14 protein-coding genes are annotated in these 17148 nt (G+C 66.5%); 3 read left to right on the top strand and 11 right to left on the bottom strand.

The features are described 5' to 3' along the window. Positions 1-107: 107 nt before the first annotated feature. The 6 genes from CSC94_RS16950 to CSC94_RS16925 all read right to left on the bottom strand — a co-directional run bounded on the left by CSC94_RS16950 (position 108) and on the right by CSC94_RS16925 (position 6885). Positions 108-1436 carry a TRAP transporter large permease gene (locus CSC94_RS16950; protein ID WP_099307562.1) on the bottom strand — a complete coding sequence of 443 codons (1329 nt, stop codon included), beginning with the start codon at positions 1434-1436 and terminating at the stop codon, positions 108-110. After that, a complete protein-coding gene (locus CSC94_RS16945) occupies positions 1433-1996 on the bottom strand; it encodes a TRAP transporter small permease subunit (RefSeq protein ID WP_099307561.1) in 564 nt (187 codons plus the stop codon). The genes CSC94_RS16950 and CSC94_RS16945 overlap by 4 nt, the downstream gene beginning before the upstream one ends. Positions 1997-2071: 75 nt before the next feature. Then, positions 2072-3127: a C4-dicarboxylate TRAP transporter substrate-binding protein gene (locus tag CSC94_RS16940; protein WP_099307560.1), complete on the bottom strand. Its 1056-nt coding sequence runs from the start codon at positions 3125-3127 to the stop codon at positions 2072-2074. Positions 3128-3176: 49 nt separating this feature from the next. Next, positions 3177-5558 carry a xanthine dehydrogenase family protein molybdopterin-binding subunit gene (locus CSC94_RS16935; protein WP_099307559.1) on the bottom strand — a complete coding sequence of 794 codons (2382 nt, stop codon included), beginning with the start codon at positions 5556-5558 and terminating at the stop codon, positions 3177-3179. After that, the gene (locus CSC94_RS16930; protein WP_099307558.1) at positions 5555-6055 is read right to left on the bottom strand and encodes a (2Fe-2S)-binding protein; all 501 of its coding nucleotides are present in this window, start codon (positions 6053-6055) and stop codon (positions 5555-5557) included. The genes CSC94_RS16935 and CSC94_RS16930 overlap by 4 nt, the downstream gene beginning before the upstream one ends. Then, positions 6052-6885: an FAD binding domain-containing protein gene (locus CSC94_RS16925; protein WP_099307557.1), complete on the bottom strand. Its 834-nt coding sequence runs from the start codon at positions 6883-6885 to the stop codon at positions 6052-6054. The genes CSC94_RS16930 and CSC94_RS16925 overlap by 4 nt, the downstream gene beginning before the upstream one ends. A gap of 138 nt (positions 6886-7023) precedes the next feature. Here CSC94_RS16925 and CSC94_RS16920 point away from each other — a divergent pair, with 138 nt between their 5' ends. Then, on the top strand, positions 7024-7698 hold the full coding sequence (locus CSC94_RS16920; RefSeq protein ID WP_205853343.1) for a TetR/AcrR family transcriptional regulator: 675 nt from the start codon (positions 7024-7026) through the stop codon (positions 7696-7698). A 179-nt stretch (positions 7699-7877) separates the two neighbouring features. Then, positions 7878-8219, top strand: a complete 342-nt coding sequence (locus CSC94_RS16915) for a DUF423 domain-containing protein (RefSeq protein ID WP_099307555.1) — start codon at positions 7878-7880, stop codon at positions 8217-8219. A gap of 6 nt (positions 8220-8225) precedes the next feature. On the opposite strand, the gene CSC94_RS16910 is transcribed toward CSC94_RS16915, so the two are convergent. The 3 genes from CSC94_RS16910 to CSC94_RS16900 all read right to left on the bottom strand — a co-directional run bounded on the left by CSC94_RS16910 (position 8226) and on the right by CSC94_RS16900 (position 13278). After that, entirely contained in the window at positions 8226-9401 is a 1176-nt protein-coding gene (locus tag CSC94_RS16910; RefSeq protein WP_099307554.1) for a M20 aminoacylase family protein, read from the bottom strand. An 80-nt stretch (positions 9402-9481) separates the two neighbouring features. After that, entirely contained in the window at positions 9482-12970 is a 3489-nt protein-coding gene (gene mfd, locus CSC94_RS16905) for a transcription-repair coupling factor (RefSeq protein ID WP_099307553.1), read from the bottom strand. Positions 12971-12990: 20 nt separating this feature from the next. Then, a complete protein-coding gene (locus CSC94_RS16900) occupies positions 12991-13278 on the bottom strand; it encodes an FAD assembly factor SdhE (protein WP_099307552.1) in 288 nt (95 codons plus the stop codon). 101 nt (positions 13279-13379) lie between these two features. Between CSC94_RS16900 and recG the strand changes: the two genes are divergently transcribed. Further along, a complete protein-coding gene (gene recG, locus CSC94_RS16895) occupies positions 13380-15482 on the top strand; it encodes an ATP-dependent DNA helicase RecG (protein ID WP_099307551.1) in 2103 nt (700 codons plus the stop codon). A gap of 3 nt (positions 15483-15485) precedes the next feature. On the opposite strand, the gene CSC94_RS16890 is transcribed toward recG, so the two are convergent. Further along, complete coding sequence (locus CSC94_RS16890; RefSeq protein WP_205853342.1) at positions 15486-16226, bottom strand: DUF502 domain-containing protein; 741 nt, start codon at positions 16224-16226, stop codon at positions 15486-15488. A 91-nt stretch (positions 16227-16317) separates the two neighbouring features. Further along, positions 16318-17148 (bottom strand): SIS domain-containing protein (locus CSC94_RS16885; RefSeq protein WP_114647865.1); only part of this gene is annotated, 831 nt, incomplete at its 5' end.

The following is a 17148-nucleotide window of genomic DNA, read 5'->3' as shown; positions in this document are numbered from 1 at the left end:
GGGCGCTTCGCAGGAGAAAAGGTGTGGGAGACCTGGCGTCCACGTGGGGACGACGGACAACCCGTTGTTGCGGTCAATCCGGCAAAGCCTCGATCAACGCGAAACAGCTAAAGGAATACCGTGGCAGTAAGCGGGAAAAGGATGACGAGCAGCAGGACGAGCAACATCACCGCGATGAACGGAAGGGTCGCCGCGAATATCTGTTCCACGGAGACAGTCGGATCGTTGAGCGTATTGTGCACCGTAAAGACCGATATTCCGAACGGCGGGGTGAGAAGGCCGATCTCGACTGCAATCACGATGACGATACCGAAGTGGCTGAGATCGATCCCCATGCCCTGGGCGATGGGAGCGGCGATCGGCACCATGATCAGAAGAATCGACGTGCTGTCGAGAATCATGCCCATCAGCAGGATGATGGCCGAGCAGAAGATCAGAAAGCCGAGCGGACCAAGCCCGGTCTGCCCCACCATGCCGGCAATCGCGTTTGGGAGGCCGGCAATGGAGAGCATGCGCGAATAGAAACTCGCGGCGAAGAGCAGCAGCAGGATCGAGACCGATATGACCCCGGTCTGTTTCATGACCTGCCACAGCTTGTGACGATCGAGGGAACGGCGCGACAGCGCGACGAGCAGCGCACCAAAGGCGCCGATTCCGCCGGCCTCCGTGGGCGTGAAAAAGCCGGTGTAAAGCCCGCCAAGAACCAGCAGAACCAGCAGAAGGATGGGCAACAGCTTGGCCAGCATGGTGCGCAGCGGCATGACGGGACCGTCGCGGTCGAGACGCCGGTCACGAACCGCGTCGGGGTCGGTCAGCACGAAGGACGGGAACAGCACGGTGATCGCGATCAGCATGGTGACGAAGCCACCGGCAAGCATCAGTCCGGGCACGATGCCGGCGATGAACATGCCGCCGATCGAGACCTCGGCCAGCACCCCGTAGATGATGAGCAGCAGGCTGGGCGGGATGAGCATGCCGAGCACGGAAGAACCGGCAACGGTACCGGCGGAAAAGGCTGCGCGGTAGCCGTGGCGGCGCATTTCCGGCACGGCGACGCGCGTGAAGACGGCCGCGGAGGCGATGGAAACGCCGGTCACCGCGGCAAAGACGGTGTTGGCCGCAACCGTGGCGACGCCGAGGCCGCAGATCATTCGCCTGAGCAGTTCCTCTGCCACCTCGAACGTGTCACGCCCGACGTTGGAGACACTGACGAGCAGGCCCATGAGCACGAAGAGCGGAATGGTGGCGAACAGGTAGTCGGCGATCCCGCTGTAGGCGGTCAGTTCGAGCATGCGAAACGCCAGATCGACGTTGTGGCGGATCAGCCAGATGCCGGCGAATGCGACGAGGATCAGTGCATAGGCGATCTGCATGCCGAGCAGGACGAGCGCGACCAGGGTCCCGATCAGGACAAAGCCGATGGCAAGGGTCGTCATGCCGACCTCCGGAGACTGCGGATCTCGTCCTGGGCGCGATAGAGCGATGCGCAGGCAGCGACGGCGCATCCGAGCACGGTCACGCCGCGAAACGGCCAGGTGGGGATGGTGAAGACGCCCTGGACGCCGAAGAACTCGGCGGTCGACCAGGCATCGACGAACTTGGGCCAGGATGCCCAGAGGATGAGAAGGAAAACGATGGCTCCCGTCAGGGCAAAGAACGCCTCGATCAGGCAGACCAGCCGCGGCGACAGCCGTTCCAGCCGCCGGACGAGGAAGTCGGCCCGGGTCAGGCGCTTCTGCAGGACGGCGGCGGCAACCTGGAGAAAGACGATGGCGACGACGGACCGCGCAGCGATCTCGGCGACGCCGGTGATCGGGGCGTTGAGGAAATTGCGGCCGAGGACGTCGGCCACGATCAGCACCATCAGGGCGCCGATTCCGAGCGTCCCGACCGAGGACATGACGGCGGCCACGCCCGACAGCATCGCGCCGACCGGCGCTTCCGCAAAAGGCGGGATGAAGGTGTCATCGGCCTCGGCCGCGCTGTCATCGCTCATGGTTCAGTCCGTCCCGGTCACGTGATCCGCCCGGCACATAGGCCGGGCGGGCAGTCTGGCATGGCTCGAGGCGGCTTACAGCCCCTCATCCCAGGCACGCAGCGGCTTCGCGCCGCGGGCGCGCAGGGCATCGAAATAGGCCTTGAGGACGACCCGGCCGGCATCGCCGGTCTGTTCCAGCCAGGGCTTGACGATGTTCGGAAGCCCGTTGACCCACTTGGCCTTTTCGTCGGCCGGGAGTTCATGGATCGTCAGGCCGGCGGCCTGCATGTCGGTCAGGGCCTTCTTGGCAAGGTCCTCGACATATTGACCGTGGGCAGCGGAGGTTGCCTTCGCGGCCTGGCGAAAGGCGTCCTGCACCGGTGCCGGGAGGCCGTCAAAGAATGCCTTGTTCGCGGCAATCCCGCCAAAGTACATCGAGCCGATGCCGACGCGGGTCAGTTCGGGGGCGACCTCGTAGACGCGGGTCGGCAGGATGCCGGACGCGAACGAGAGCGTCCCTTCGGTCACGCCGGTCTGGATGTTGGTGTAATAGGTGGTCAGCGCGCCATCGACCGGCGTCGCCCCGGTGCCCTGCAGCCAGTTGGCCGACGTGCCCGGCGCGTTGAGCTTGCGGTTTTTCAGGTCTTCCATCGAGCTGACCGGAAAGGTGGCGTAGATGTCGTAGCTGTCGGTGATCAGCGAGGACAGGTGCACCATGCCGTTCTCGGCCCAGCTGTCGCGAAGTTCCGGCAGGTTCTGCGACAGGTCGTCGAAGATCTCGATGATCATCTTGTGATCTTCGGTCGCGAAGGGCGTGAAATAGGTCACGTTCTGGAGCGGCATGTGCGCACCTTCCCAGACCGTGCCGACCATGCCGACATCGACGATGCCGTCCATCACGGCTTCCCGCGTGTCGGTGAACTTGTAGAGCGTCCCGGCATAGGCTTCGACCCAGTTGACCTGGTATTCGCCTTTCTCGGCGAGGATCCGGTTCACCTCCGGCTCGAAGGTGTTCTTCATCGCATAGACCCAGATGTTCTGCTCGGGATGCGACGATCCGATGTTGACCGTGATGCTCTGCTGCGCCATGGCCCAGCCCGTGGATGCCACGCTGAGCGCCGTGGCCATGAGAAGTGTCTTGAGTTTCATGCGCTTCCTCCCTGGATGGGGGCGCCTCCCAGAGCGCCCCGGTTCTCGTTCAGTTTCCGATCACGCGCAGGGCGCGAAGGATGCGCTCCGGCGTGAAGGGCATTGCGGTGACCTCGGCGCCCAGCGGGCGCAATGCATCGTTGATGGCGTTCATGACGGCTGCGGGCGACCCGGCGGTCCCGGCCTCGCCGGCACCCTTGGCACCGAGCATGCTCTCCATGGTGGGGGTCTCGACATGGCCAATGACCATGTCCGGCATCTCGGCCGCCATCGGCACCAGGTAATCGGCCATGGAGCCGTTGAGCAGCTGGCCTTCGCCGTCGTAGTGGATTTCCTCGTAAAGGGCGCCGCCGAGACCCTGGACGATGCCTCCGCGGATCTGCTCGTCCACCAGCAGCGGGTTGATGACCCGGCCGCAATCCTCCACGCACCAGTGCTTGAGAAGCTTCACGACCCCCGTTTCGGTATCGACCTCCAGCCAGGAGGCCTGAACCCCGTTGGTGAAGGCGAAGGGATAGTCGGAGGTGATGAAATGCCGGGTCTGGACCAGTTCGCGCGGCAGGCCCTTGGGCAGGGTATCGCCCCGGAAGTAGACGATCCGGCCGAGTTCTTCCAGCGGCATGCGCGCTTCGCCCGAGGCCGTGTCGACCACCTGGCCGGCCCGGATATCCAGCCCCGACGGATCGGCCTGCAGCATGGCACCGGCAACCTCGAGGATGGAATGGCGCAGCGCGCGGGCCGACTGCAAAGCGGCCTCGCCGCCGATGCCGGCGCCACGCGATGCCCAGGTTCCCCCGCCATAGGGCGTCACCTGGGTATCGCCGGTGATGACCCTCACCCGGTCGGGAGAGACCCCGACGCCTTCGGCGACGACCTGGCTCAGCATGGCCTCGGTGCCCTGCCCCTGTTCCGTCACGCCGGAGAGCGCCACGATGGAGCCGTCCGGGTCCATCCGCACGGTGCAGCCGTCCTGGGCGGAAATGCGCGCCCCGCCGATGCCGTACATGAAGGGCGAAGGATTGGTCAGTTCGATGAAGCTCGCGATGCCGATGCCGCGATAGATGCCCTTTGCACGCAGCGCTGCCTGCTCGGCCCGCAGGCCGTCGTAGTCCATCAGTTCCATGAGCCTGTTCATGGAGGCATGGTGGGACAGGCCCTCGAAGCGCATCATCGCCGGCGAGGTGACCGGGTAGGCATTGTCGCGGTACATGTTGCGCCGGCGGATCTCCACCGGGTCCATGCCGAGCCGCGCGGCAGCCATGTCGACGAGCCCCTCCGTGACCGCGACGGCAATCGGATGGCCGACGGCGCGATACTGGCAGGTCGGCACCTTGTTCTGGAAAACGACGCTGGTGCGCGCGCGGTAGTTGGCGAAATCGTAGGGACCGCCGCACAGGTTGACGACCTGGTTGCCCTCGATGGCGGAGGTGCGCGGATAGACCGAGTAGGAGCCGATGGCCGTCCAGTCATCGACATCCATGGCCAGGATGCGGCCCTCTTCGTCGACGGCCAGACGTGCCACGATCTCGTGATCGCGCGCGTGGATATCGGTGTTGAAGCTCTCGAGACGGTCGGCGATGAATTTCACCGGCCGGCCGAGGATCTTCGCGATGGCGGCCGTCGCGACCTCGTCGGGGTAGACGTGGACCTTGATGCCGTAGGAGCCGCCGACATCGCCGCAGATCACCCGGACCCGGCCTTCCGGGATATCGAGATGCTGCGCCAGCACCGTCTGGATCATGTGCGGCGCCTGGGTCGCATGCCATGCGGTCATCTGGCCTTCGGCCGGGTTCCAGTCGACGAGAATGGAGCGCGGCTCGGGCGTGACACCGGTATGGCGGGCCGTCGTGAAATGTGCCTCGACGACCGTGTGGGCCGCGGCGAAGGCGGCATCGACGTCGCCCTGCTCGTGCAGGCGGCGAAACGCAAGATTGTCCCCCATTTCCTCGTGCAGCACGGGGGTGCCGGCGTCCAGCGCGGTCATCATGTCGGTCACGGCCGGAAGCGGCTCGTAGTCAACATCGACCATGTTTGCGCCTTCTTCGGCTGCGAGCCGGCTGGTGGCGACAACGGCGACCACCGGTTCGCCAACCCAGGTGGCACGCCCGACCGCCAAGGGATATTGCGGCGGCGACTTCAGGCCCTTCAGGTGCGCCAGGACTGCGACCCAGGGCGTGCAGACTGCCGCCAGTTCTTCGCCGGTGAAGACACGGACGACGCCCTTGACGCGCGCCGCCTCGGCGGTGTCGATCGCGGCAATGCGGGCGTGCGCCAACGGCGAGCGCACGAAGGCGACATGGACCAAGCGCGGCAGCACGACATCATCGACATACTGGCCGCGGCCCTGCACCAGGCGGGCGGCATTGGGCCGCGGAACGGTCTTGCCGATATAGGAATTCGGCCGGTCCGGATTGTCGAAGCGAATGGTCATGCCGCCCCCTTACCGGCGCGCGCCCGCGCCACTGTTTCCACCGCATCGACAATGGCCTCGTAGCCGGTGCAGCGGCAGTAGTTGCCCGACAGATGCTCCCGGATTTCCTCCCGGCTCGGGACACCATCCGCTTCCAGCAGTTCTTGCGCCGAGACCAGCATTCCAGGTGTGCAGAAGCCGCACTGCAACGCGTTGCGGGCTACGAAAGCGTCCTGCAAATCGCGGATGGCGGCGCTGTCCGACAGGCCCTCCACGGTCCAGACCTCCGTGCGGTCGGCCTGGACGGCCAGCATCAGGCAGCCGCGGACGGCCTGCCCGTCGACACGGACGGTGCAGGCGCCGCAGACGCCATGCTCGCAACTGGCATGGGCGCCCGTCAGCCCCAGTTCGCCCCGCAGGAAATCGACCAGGTGCTGGCCGGCGGGCACGCGCGCCTCCACCGGTTCCCCGTTGACGGTGAGGGCTATGTCGATCCTGTCACGAAACACGTCGGTCATTCCGCCTCTCCCTGAAGTCCGGCCACTGCCCGCCGCAACAGGACGCCGGCGAGGTGCCCGCGATAATCCGCCGATGCCTGCGTGTCGGACGCCGGATCGATCTCGCCCTGGAGGGCCTCAACCGCCGCGTCGATGTCGCCGGCATCCAGTGCTGCCATGGCGCCCGGTGCAAGCATCGGCCGGGGACCGACCGAAAAGGCCGAAACCCGGTGGGTGTCACCGCGCCGGACGAGGCAGATACCGGCAAGGGCGTAATCGCCCGAGCGGCGCGCCACCTCGCGGATGACCTGGCGTTCGCCCGGCAAGGCCCTCGGCATCGAGACCGCGGTCAGGATCTCGCCCTCGGCGATGGCGGTCTCGAAAACGTCCTGGAAGAAATCGTCTGCCGCGACGTCCCTGCTTCCCTCGAGGCTTTCCAGGTGCATCGTGGCATCGAGCGCCAGAACGCAAGCGGGGAACTCGGCGGCCGGGTCGGCATGGGCCAGGGCGCCGCCAATCGTGCCTCGGTTGCGGATCGCCGAATGGGCGATGTGCGCGACCGCGTCGGCCAGAAGCGGCGCATGGCGGCGGACCAGCGGGTCGCGGCCGATCGCGGCATGGCGCGTCAGCGCGCCGATCCGCAACCGGTCGCCCTGCTCTTCCACGCCGGCGAGGGCCGCGATGCGAGAAATGTCGATCAGCATGTCGCCTTCCGACAGGCGCATGTTCATGGCCGCGACAAGGCTCTGGCCGCCGGCCAGAATGCGCCCCATGCCACCGGACGCGGACAACAGGTCCAGCGCGTGGCGCACGTCGGCCGCCCGGGCATATCCACCCGCCGATGCCTTCATGGCGTTCCTCCCTCGTTCTCGCCAGCGTCTCCCGCCGCCGGCTATTGAGCAGACGCTCAACCTTATTGATCGAATGATCTATAAAAATTTTCCAATTGCAAGTACAATCTTGCCCGGGGCAAAAAGACGGTGATGGACGTGGACACGAGAATCGAACGCAGGGACGACAGCGAAGACGAACGGCCGAGCCGGCGGCGGTTGCCTCCCGAGGAGCGGCGGCAGCAGATCGTCGATGGCGCCGTGGCCTTCTTCGCCGAGGTTGGCCTTGACGGAAAGACGCGGGACCTGGCGCGGCGGCTCGGCGTGACGCAATCGCTGCTGTTCAACTATTTCTCGACCAAGGACGACCTTCTGGAAGCGGTCTACGAGCAGGTCTACCTCAACCGGCTGTCGCCGGACTGGCCGGACCAGTTGAAGGACCGAAACAGGCCGCTGCGCGACCGGCTGCTTGGCTTCTACACCGAGTACAGCCAGTTGATCTTCCAGTACGAGTGGATGCGTATCTTCATGTTTTCAGGGCTTTACGGGACGGAGCTCAACCGCCGCTACCTGAAGCACATGAGCGATTTCATCCTGCGCCCGCTGCTCGATGAAATCCGCCATTCGGCCCGGGGCGGAACCGCCCCCGACATGGAGGACATTTGGAACCTGCACGGCGGCATCGTCTACATCGGCATCCGCCAGCACATCTACCGCACCCCCTGCCCCGACGATCCGACCCGGGCGATCACGCGGGCCGTGGACCGGTTCCTGAGCGCGTTCGGCATCGACGTGCCGGACGGTCCGGCGGCGGAACGTGGCGAAGGCTCCTGAGACAGCGCCCTGGCGCGTTTCAGGTCAGTGCCGGTTCGGGTCTCGGCCCGCGGATGGCCATGCGCGCCGGGAACTGCGGCAAATCTGCCATTTCCGCCGGACCCGGCTGGCCATGCGGCACCCGATCTGTCATGTCACGCGCATCCGGTTCGTCAACCCAAGCCAAGAGGCCAAAGCCCATGCGTCCAGCCTTCCTGATCGGCGGCCTTGCCGGCGCCGCGGGCGTCGCGCTTTCCGCCTATGCCGCCCATGCCGGCGGAACGAACGTCGCCACGGCAGCGCAGATGCTGCTCTTCCACGCACCGGCTTTCCTGGTTCTCGGCACGGTTCCGCGCTCGCGCCTGCTTGGCGCCGCGCTGCTCGTGCTGGCTGTCGGCGTCCTGCTGTTTTCCGGTGATCTGCTGGCGCGAGAGATCCTCGGCCACCGCCTGTTCCCGATGGCCGCGCCGGCGGGCGGACTGGCGATGATCGGCGGATGGCTGCTGCTGGCCATCGCCGGCATCGTCACCCGCCGCACCTGACCGGGTTCAGTTCTTCAGCGGCAGGAGCCGTTCCGTCAGCCGCACCCAGTAGCTGACGCCATGCGGAATCGCGGCATCGTCGAAATCGTAGGCCGGGTGATGCAGCGATGCGCTTTCGCCGTTGCCAAGAAAGATGAAGGCGCCGGGCCGGGCATTGAGCATGAAGGAGAAGTCTTCCGCGCCCATCATCGGTGCGCAGTCAGGCACGACCTTGTCGTGTCCGGCAATCTCGCGCGCGACCTCGAGGGCCAGTTGCGTCTCCTCGACGTGGTTGACGGTGACCGGATAGCCCTGGCGGTAGGAGAGCGTTGCCCTTGCGCCAAAGGCCGCCGGCACCGCCTCGATCATTGCCGCCATGCGTGCCTCGACCTCCTGGCGGACCTTCTCCGACAGCGTGCGGACCGTTCCCTTGAGCGCCACGTTCTGCGGGATCACGTTGTAGGCGTCGGTGTCGGTGCGCATGGAGGTGACCGAGAGAACGGCGCTTTCCACCGGATCGACGGTGCGCGAGACGATGGATTGCAGGCTGCTGATCAGTTGCGCTGCCACGAGCGTTGTGTCGACGGTCGTATGCGGCAGGGCCGCGTGGCCGCCCTTGCCTTCCAATTGCACGGAAAAATGGTCCGCCGCGGCCATGATCGGCCCGCTGCGCATGGCAAACTGGCCAACCGGCAGGCCCGGAAGATTGTGCATGCCGAACACGCGCTGGATGGAGAAGCGCTCCATCAGGCCGTCGTCGACCATTGCCTTGCCGCCGGCCCCGCCTTCCTCGGCCGGCTGGAAGATGAAGACGACCGTGCCATCGAACTGGCGCGTCCTGGCCAGCCATTCGGCAGCGCCCAGCAGCATGGTCGTGTGGCCGTCATGACCGCAGGCATGCATCTTGCCGGCGGTCTTCGACGCCCAGGACTTGCCCGTGATTTCGCTGATCGGCAGCGCGTCCATGTCGGCGCGAAGGCCGATGACCGCGCCCTGGCTGTCGGTCCGGCCCCTGATCACCCCGACGACACCCGTCCGCCCGATACCGGTGACAACTTCATCGCAACCGAATTCGCGCAGGCGATCGGCGACGAGACCGGCCGTGCGATGCACGTCGTAGAGGAGTTCCGGGTTCGCGTGGATATCCCGGCGCCATTCGGTCAGGTGGGCCGCGTTGCGGGCGATCTCGTCGATGGGCGCCATGGGATTTCCTGCTTCTCGTTTTCCTGGTGTCATGCCGGCCTACATAGGCCAGCCACGTTCGCTTCGCCAGTCGGCGCGGGTCAGGCCGCCTCGGCGAGCTTGGCCAGTTGCGCCATGACGACCGCCGCGCCGGCCAGGCGCTTTTCCTGATTGGGCAGGTCGCGCATCAGGAAAACGCTCTGGTCGGGGCGGATCTTGGCCAGGACGCCCTGCCCGGCGATGTATTGCACCAGGGCCGCGGGGTTGGGGAACTGCTTGTCGCGGAACTGGATGACGACACCCTTGGGGCCCGCATCGAGCTTCTCGACATTGGCCTTGCGGCAGAGCGCCTTGATGTAGACGATCTTGAGCAGGTGCTGCACTTCGTCGGGCAGCGGGCCGAAGCGATCGATGAGCTCGGCGCCGAAGCCGTCGATCTCCTGCGGCGACGCGAGGTCGGCCAGGCGGCGGTACAGCCCCATGCGCAACTGCAGGTCCGGCACGTAATGTTCCGGGATCATGACCGAGGTGCCGACCGAAATCTGCGGCGACCAGCCGGCGTCGGAGGCAATTTCCTCGCCGCGGATTTCCTGGACGGCTTCTTCCAGCATCTGCTGGTAAAGCTCGTAGCCGACCTCGCGGATGTGGCCCGACTGTTCCTCGCCGAGCAGGTTGCCGGCGCCGCGAATATCGAGGTCGTGGCTGGCCAGCTGGAACCCGGCGCCGAGCGTGTCGAGCGATTGCAGTACCTTCAGCCGCCGGTCGGCGGTGGTGGTCAGCGTCTTGCGCGCCGGCAGGGTGAAGAGCGCATAGGCGCGCAGTTTCGACCGGCCGACGCGGCCGCGCAGCTGGTAGAGCTGGGCCAGCCCGAACATGTCGGCGCGGTGGACGATCATGGTGTTGGCGGTGGGAATGTCGAGGCCCGATTCGACGATCGTCGTCGACAGCAGCACGTCGTACTGCCCGTCGTAAAAGGCGTTCATGATGTCGTCGAGTTCGCCCGCGGCAATCTGGCCATGGGCGACGGCGACCTTCAGTTCCGGCACGTGTTCGGCGAGGAAGGTGCGGATCTCGTCCAGATCGGAAATGCGCGGCACGACGTAGAAGCTCTGGCCGCCGCGGTAGCGCTCGCGCAGCAGCGTTTCGCGGATCACCACCGGGTCGAAGGGCGAGATGAAGGTGCGCACCGCCATGCGGTCCACCGGCGGCGTCGTGATCAGCGACAGTTCGCGCACGCCCGAAAGCGACAGCTGCAGCGTCCGCGGGATCGGTGTCGCCGACAGCGTGAGGACGTGGACATCGCTCTTCAGTTCCTTCAGCCGCTCCTTGTGCTTGACGCCGAAATGCTGTTCCTCGTCGATGATCAGCAGGCCGAGCCGCTCGAAACGCACGCTGGACCCGAGCAGCGCGTGGGTACCGACGACGATGTCCACCGTGCCGGCGGCAATGCCTTTCTTGGTCTCCGCCAGTTCCTTGGCGCCGACGAAACGCGAGGCCTGGCGCACGGTGACCGGCAGGCCGGCAAAGCGCTGCGAAAAGGTCTTGAAATGCTGGCGGGCCAGGAGCGTCGTCGGCACAACGACGGCCACCTGCAGGCCTTCCATGGCGGCGACAAAGGCCGCGCGCAACGCCACTTCCGTCTTGCCGAAACCGACATCGCCGCAGACCAGCCGGTCCATCGGCTTGCCCCTGGCCAGATCGTCGATGATCGCGTCGATGGCGGCCTGCTGGTCCTCGGTCTCCTCGTAGGGGAAACGGGCCGAGAATTCGCCGTAGAGGCCTTCCTGCGGGACCAGTTTCGGCGCACCGCGCATCTCGCGTTCGGCGGCGATGCGGATCAGCTGGCCGGCCATTTCCAGCAGCTTCTTCTTCAGCTTGGCCTTGCGGGCCTGCCAGGCGACCCCGCCCAGCCGGTCCAGCACGGCGTCGGAGGCATCGGAGCCGTAGCGCGACAGGAGATCGATGTTCTCGACCGGAAGGAAGAGCTTGCCGTCGCTGGCATAGTGCAGTTCGAGACAATCGTGCGGCGCGCCGGCGGCCTCGATCGTGCGCAGGCCCATGAACCGCCCGATGCCGTGCTCGGCGTGGACGACAACATCGCCTGCGGCCAGCGACGAGACCTCCGAGATGAAATCGGCGCCCTTGCCGCGGCGCTTCGAGCGCCGGATCAGTCTGTCGCCCAGCATGTCCTGTTCGGCGATGACCGCAAGGCCCGGCGCCGTGAAGCCGTGCTCGATGGGCAGGACGGAAAGCGCGATCGCCTGGCCCTTCAGGTTTGCCGCATCGTCCAGCGTCGGCGCGGCGACCATGTCGCCGAGCCCGTGCTCGGAAAGGATCTGCGTCAGCCGGTCGAGCGAGCCCTCGGTCCACCCGGCGACGATGACGCGGCTGCCCGAACTCCGCAGGGAGGCGATATGGCGCACGACATGATCGAAGACATTGGCCTTCGGATCGGCCCTCTCCTCGGCGAAGTTGCGGCCCTGGTGGGCCTTGGCGTGCAGTACGGCGCGGCCCTCGGTGAAGGGCTGGTCGAAGGGCGTCAGGGTGATGGTGAGGCGTTCGGCTGCGCGCCGTTCGGCTTCTTCCCGGGTCAGGTAGAGGCTCTCGGGCGCCACCGGCCGGTAGGGCACGCTGCCGGAAATGTCGCCCTGTCCGATGCGGGCCTCGTAGTGCTCGCGGATCTGCGCGACGCGGCCTTCCAGCGCATCATGGGCGAGGTGATCGAAGACGACCGGGGCGTCGGGCAGAAGGTCGAAAACGGTTTCGAGGTGATCGTAGAAGAGCGGCAGCCAGTGCTCCATTCCGGCAAAGCGGCGTCCCTCGGTGACCGACTGGTAGAGCGCATCGTCGCGCTGCGGCGCGCCGAAGGCCTCGATATAGGCACGGCGGAAACGGCTGATGGTCTCGGGCGTCAGTGCCACTTCGCTCATCGCCTCAAGCCGCATCTGCTTCTGCTGGCCGGTGGTGCGCTGCGTCGCCGGATCGAAGGCACGGATCGATTCCAGCGTGTCGCCGAAGAAATCGAGCCGCAGCGGTTCGTCGGCACCGGGCACGTAGAGGTCGAGGATGCCGCCACGGACCGCGTATTCGCCGACGTCGCGCACCGTGCCGGTGCGTTCGAAGCCGCTCGTCTCGAGGCGGCGGACGAGCACGTCCATGGCGATCTGGTTGCCGGGCCTGAGCGTCAGGCTCTGGGCGGCGATCACCTCGCGAGGCGGGATGCGCTGCAGGAGCGCGTTGGCCGAGACAAGGACGATGGCCTGGTGCGGCTTTTCCGCCAGCGCGATCATCGCGGACAGCGCGTCGAGGCGGCGCGCCGCTGCGTCGGATCCGGGCGAAACGCGGTCGTAGGGCAAACAGTCCCAGGCTGGCAGGTCGAGAACCGGCATGCCCGGCGCGGCATAGGCGAGCGCCTGCGCCAGCTGCGGAATGCGGGCTCCGTCGCGGGCGACGAAGACCAGCGGCCCGCGCGGCGCGGTTTCCCGGGCGAGCCGGGCCAGGGCGAAAGCCTCGTAGCCATCCGCAACGCCATCGATGATGACGGCACGATGCAGGTCCGGCCTCACGCCGATCGGGGCAAGCAGGGTCATGTCGCTTCCGCCTGCGTCAGTCAGAATGTCATCTGGTCGCGATGGGCCAGGATCCGGCGGTAGATCGCGGTGTCATGCTCGGCCGGCACGGGCCGTTCGCCCATGATCCACTTGAACAGGTCCTGGTCGTTTTCCGCCATCAGGGTTTCGAGTTCGTCGAGCTCGACGTCGTTCAGGTCGCGAATCATCGCGTCACAGAAACCACCGAACACCAGGTCCATCTCGCGCATGCCGCGGTGCCAGGCGCGAAACATGATCCTGCGCCTGCGGGTGTCGAGATCTGCGGAGGTGTGGGTGGTACCGGTCATCGCGCTGCCATGCTCGTTTCTTCCTCGAGTGATGCATATAGAGGTGAAAAGGCGTCCTGTCAGCCTTTCGCGCCGTGGTCCGGACACGTAATCTGCCCGCCATGAGACCCTCCGTCCTCGATCCGCTGTTTGCCCCCGTCACGTCGATTGACGGCGTCGGCCCGAAAGTGGCCGCGCTGATCGCCAAGATCGTTCCCGGCGGCGTGACGGACCGGGACGCGCGGATCGGCGATCTCGTCTTCACGCTGCCGCATTCGATCATCGACCGGCGCAACCGGCCGGGCATCGCCCATTCGCCGGAAGGCGCGATCGTGACGCTGGACGTTCGTGTCGACCATCACCAGCCGCCGCCGCGGGGCCGCTCCAACATGCCCTACCGCGTCTTTGCCCATGACGACACGGGCGAGATCGCACTGACGTTCTTCCATGCCAAGGCGCAATGGTTGGAAAAGCTTTTGCCGGAAGGCGAGACGGTGACCGTGTCGGGCAAGGTGGAATGGTTCAACGGCCGGCCCTCCATGGTGCATCCGGACCATGTCGCGCGGCCCGGCGAGACCCTGCCGGAAGTGGAACCGGTGTACCCGTTGACCGCCGGCCTTTCCGGCCGCGTGCTGCGCAAGGCCGTGCAGGGCGCGCTGGAACGCGTGCCGGACCTGCCGGAGTGGCTGGACCCGGAACTCATGCGGCGCCAGTCGTTCCCGACCTTCGCCGATGCGCTGCAGCGGCTGCACGATCCGCGCGACGCGCTCGACATCAGCACCGATTCCGTGGCGCGCCGGCGGCTGGCCTACGACGAGTTCCTGGCGGGGCAACTGTCGCTCGCGCTTGTGCGCGCGAAGATGAAGCGGTTGTCCGGGCGGCCGCTGCCCGGGACCGGTGCGTCGCAGGCGAAGCTCAGGACCGCCCTGCCCTATGCGCTGACCGGGGCCCAGGAGCGGTCCATCGCCGAGATTTCGGCCGACCTGGCCCGGCCGGAACGCATGTTGCGCCTGCTGCAGGGCGACGTCGGCGCGGGCAAGACCGTGGTTGGCCTCATGGCAATGGTGCAGGTGGCGGAATCGGGCGCCCAGTCGGCTCTGCTCGCCCCGACGGAAATCCTGGCGCGGCAACACCTTGCCACCATCGCCCCGCTGGCCGAGGCGATCGGGCTGAAAACGGCGATCCTGACCGGCCGCGAAAAGGGCCGCGAGCGCGCCGCCGTGCTGGCCGGTCTCGCCGACGGATTGATCCATATCGCGGTCGGCACGCATGCCTTGTTCCAGGAAGGGGTGACGTTTCACGACCTCGGGCTGGCGATCATCGACGAGCAGCACCGGTTCGGCGTTCACCAGCGCCTCGCGCTGACCGCGAAGGGCAACGCGCCGGACATGCTGGTGATGACGGCCACGCCGATTCCCCGCACGCTGGTGCTCTCCGCCTTCGGCGACATGGATGTCTCGCGCCTCGACGAGAAACCGGCCGGGCGGCGGCCGATCCGCACGGTGACATTGCCGGCGGAACGCCTCGACGACCTCGTGGCCCGGATGCGCGCAGCCGTGAACGAGGGCCAGAAAGTCTACTGGATCTGCCCGCTGGTCGAGGAATCGGAAGAGGTGGAACTGACGGCGGCAGAGGACCGGTTCCGGTCGTTGCAGCCGCTTTTCGGCGAGCAGGTCGGCCTGGTGCACGGGCGCATGTCGGGCACGGAAAAGGACGCCGCGATGGCTGCCTTCAAGGAGGGCCGCACGCGCCTCCTGGTCGGCACCACCGTCATCGAGGTCGGTGTCGACGTGCCCGACGCGACGATCATGGTGATCGAGCACGCCGAACGCTTCGGCCTGGCGCAACTGCACCAGCTGCGCGGGCGCGTCGGACGCGGCTCGGCGGATTCCTCCTGCGTCCTGCTCTACAAGGGGCCGCTCGGCGAGACGGCGCATCGCCGGCTGGAAGTGATGCGCGAGACCGAGGACGGGTTCGTCATCGCGGAAGAGGATCTCAAGCTGCGCGGCGAAGGCGAGTTGCTGGGCACCCGCCAGTCGGGCACGCCGGGTTTCCGCGTGGCTCGCATCGATGCTCACGGCGACCTGCTGGCGATGGCGCGCGACGACGCGCGTCTCGTGCTTGCCACGGACCCGGACCTGGAAGGCAAGCGCGGAACGGCGTTGCGCGTTCTGCTCTACCTGTTCGGCCGCGACGAGGCGATCCGCCTGCTGAGGGCCGGCTGAACGCTATTCCGCGGCCGGCTTGTTGCGCATGTCCTTGGCCTCGCCCGGCAGGGCCGGCGGCGTCTCCAGGCCTTCCTGTTCGGCCAGCGCCTGGGTTTTCGCTTGGTATTCCGGCGACACGAGGCCGGCGGAAATGATCAGCTTGGCCGCGTCCTCGACGGTCATGTCGAGGATGTGCACATCGCTGCGCGGCACGAAGAGCAGAAAGCCGGAGGTCGGGTTGGGCGTGGTCGGCAGGAAGACCGCGATGGTATCGCCGCTCTCGCGCTCGATGACCTGCTTGACCTCGCCCTGCGCTTCCGTCGCGATGAAAACCAGCGCCCACAGGCCCTTGCGGGGATACTGCACCAGCGCAACCTGCTTGAAGGTATTGGACTTGTCGGACAGCACCGTCTCGATGATCTGCTTGAGACCACGGTAGATCGACCGCACCAGCGGCATCTGCCCGAGCAGGTGCTCGCCGTATCCGACGATGGACCGGCCGATGAAGTTGGCGGTCAGGAAGCCGATCAGCGTGATCAGGAAGAGCGCGACGATGAGCCCGAATCCCGGCACCGGGAACGGCAGGTAGAAATCGGGATTGTAGCGCGCCGGAATATAGGGTTTCACCCAGCTGTCGACCCAGCCGATGAACGTCCATGCCAGCCAGGCCGTCACTGCCAGCGGCGCAAGCACGATGAAGCCGGTCAGGAAATAGTTCCGCAGCCGCATCATGCCTGACCGCTTGTGCGGTATTTCACTCATGTCCGCTCATGCCCCGGAGAGGTTGCAACCCGCTTAATCTAGTGCGCCGCAACATGGATTGAAAGGGTCGCGGTCCCGGAGTTTTTCGCCGCTATTCGACGGTGACGGATTTGGCGAGGTTCCTTGGCTGGTCGACGTCGGTGCCCATGATGACGGCGGTGTGGTAGGCCAGCATCTGGATGGGCAGGGCGTAGATGATCGGGGCGATGAACTCCGGCACGTCGGGCAGGACGATGGTGTCCATGGTCCTGACGGTGGAGGCTTCCGCGCCCTTCCTGTCGGTGATCAGGATGATCTTGCCGCCGCGCGCCGCCACTTCCTGCATGTTCGACACCGTCTTCTCGAAGATTCGGTCGTGCGGTGCGATGACGATGACCGGCATGTCCTCGTCGATCAGTGCGATGGGGCCGTGCTTGAGCTCGCCGGCGGCGTAGCCCTCGGCGTGGATGTAGGAGATTTCCTTGAGCTTGAGCGCGCCTTCCATGGCCAGCGGGTAATTGGTGTCGCGGCCCAGATACAGCACGTGCTTGTGGCCGGCCAGGTCGCGCGCCACCGCCTCGATCTGCTTTTCCAGGTGCAGCACCTGGGCGGCCAGGCGCGGCGCCTCGGCCAGCTGGGCCACCAATTCGCCCTCGCGCTCCGGCGTGATCGTCTTGCGCTTGGCCGCCGCGCGCAGCGCCAGCGCCGCCAGCACCGACAGCTGGCAGGTGAACGCCTTGGTCGAGGCCACGCCGATCTCCGGCCCGGCAAAGGTCGGGAAGACGGCGTCCGATTCGCGCGCGATCGACGATTCGCTGACGTTGACCACCGCCCCGATCGCCATGCCCTGCGCCTTGCAGTAGCGCAGCGAGGCCAGCGTGTCGGCCGTCTCGCCCGACTGCGAGACGAACAGCGCCGCGTCGCCCGCGCCAAGCGGCATCTC

The sequence above is a fragment of the Zhengella mangrovi genome (genome assembly GCF_002727065.1).
In the GTDB taxonomy this organism is placed as follows: domain Bacteria; phylum Pseudomonadota; class Alphaproteobacteria; order Rhizobiales; family Rhizobiaceae; genus Zhengella; species Zhengella mangrovi.
This window is presented reverse-complemented; position numbering and strand designations above follow the sequence as displayed.

Coding starts and splice junctions, on each gene's coding strand:
- CSC94_RS16950 (WP_099307562.1), bottom strand. CDS start 1,436: ATGACGACCCTTGCCATCGGCTTTGTCCTGATCGGGACCCTGGTCGCG.
- CSC94_RS16945 (WP_099307561.1), bottom strand. CDS start 1,996: ATGAGCGATGACAGCGCGGCCGAGGCCGATGACACCTTCATCCCGCCT.
- CSC94_RS16940 (WP_099307560.1), bottom strand. CDS start 3,127: ATGAAACTCAAGACACTTCTCATGGCCACGGCGCTCAGCGTGGCATCC.
- CSC94_RS16935 (WP_099307559.1), bottom strand. CDS start 5,558: ATGACCATTCGCTTCGACAATCCGGACCGGCCGAATTCCTATATCGGC.
- CSC94_RS16930 (WP_099307558.1), bottom strand. CDS start 6,055: ATGACCGACGTGTTTCGTGACAGGATCGACATAGCCCTCACCGTCAAC.
- CSC94_RS16925 (WP_099307557.1), bottom strand. CDS start 6,885: ATGAAGGCATCGGCGGGTGGATATGCCCGGGCGGCCGACGTGCGCCAC.
- CSC94_RS16915 (WP_099307555.1), top strand. CDS start 7,878: ATGCGTCCAGCCTTCCTGATCGGCGGCCTTGCCGGCGCCGCGGGCGTC.
- CSC94_RS16910 (WP_099307554.1), bottom strand. CDS start 9,401: ATGGCGCCCATCGACGAGATCGCCCGCAACGCGGCCCACCTGACCGAA.
- mfd (WP_099307553.1), bottom strand. CDS start 12,970: ATGACCCTGCTTGCCCCGATCGGCGTGAGGCCGGACCTGCATCGTGCC.
- CSC94_RS16900 (WP_099307552.1), bottom strand. CDS start 13,278: ATGACCGGTACCACCCACACCTCCGCAGATCTCGACACCCGCAGGCGC.
- recG (WP_099307551.1), top strand. CDS start 13,380: ATGAGACCCTCCGTCCTCGATCCGCTGTTTGCCCCCGTCACGTCGATT.
- CSC94_RS16890 (WP_205853342.1), bottom strand. CDS start 16,226: ATGAGTGAAATACCGCACAAGCGGTCAGGCATGATGCGGCTGCGGAAC.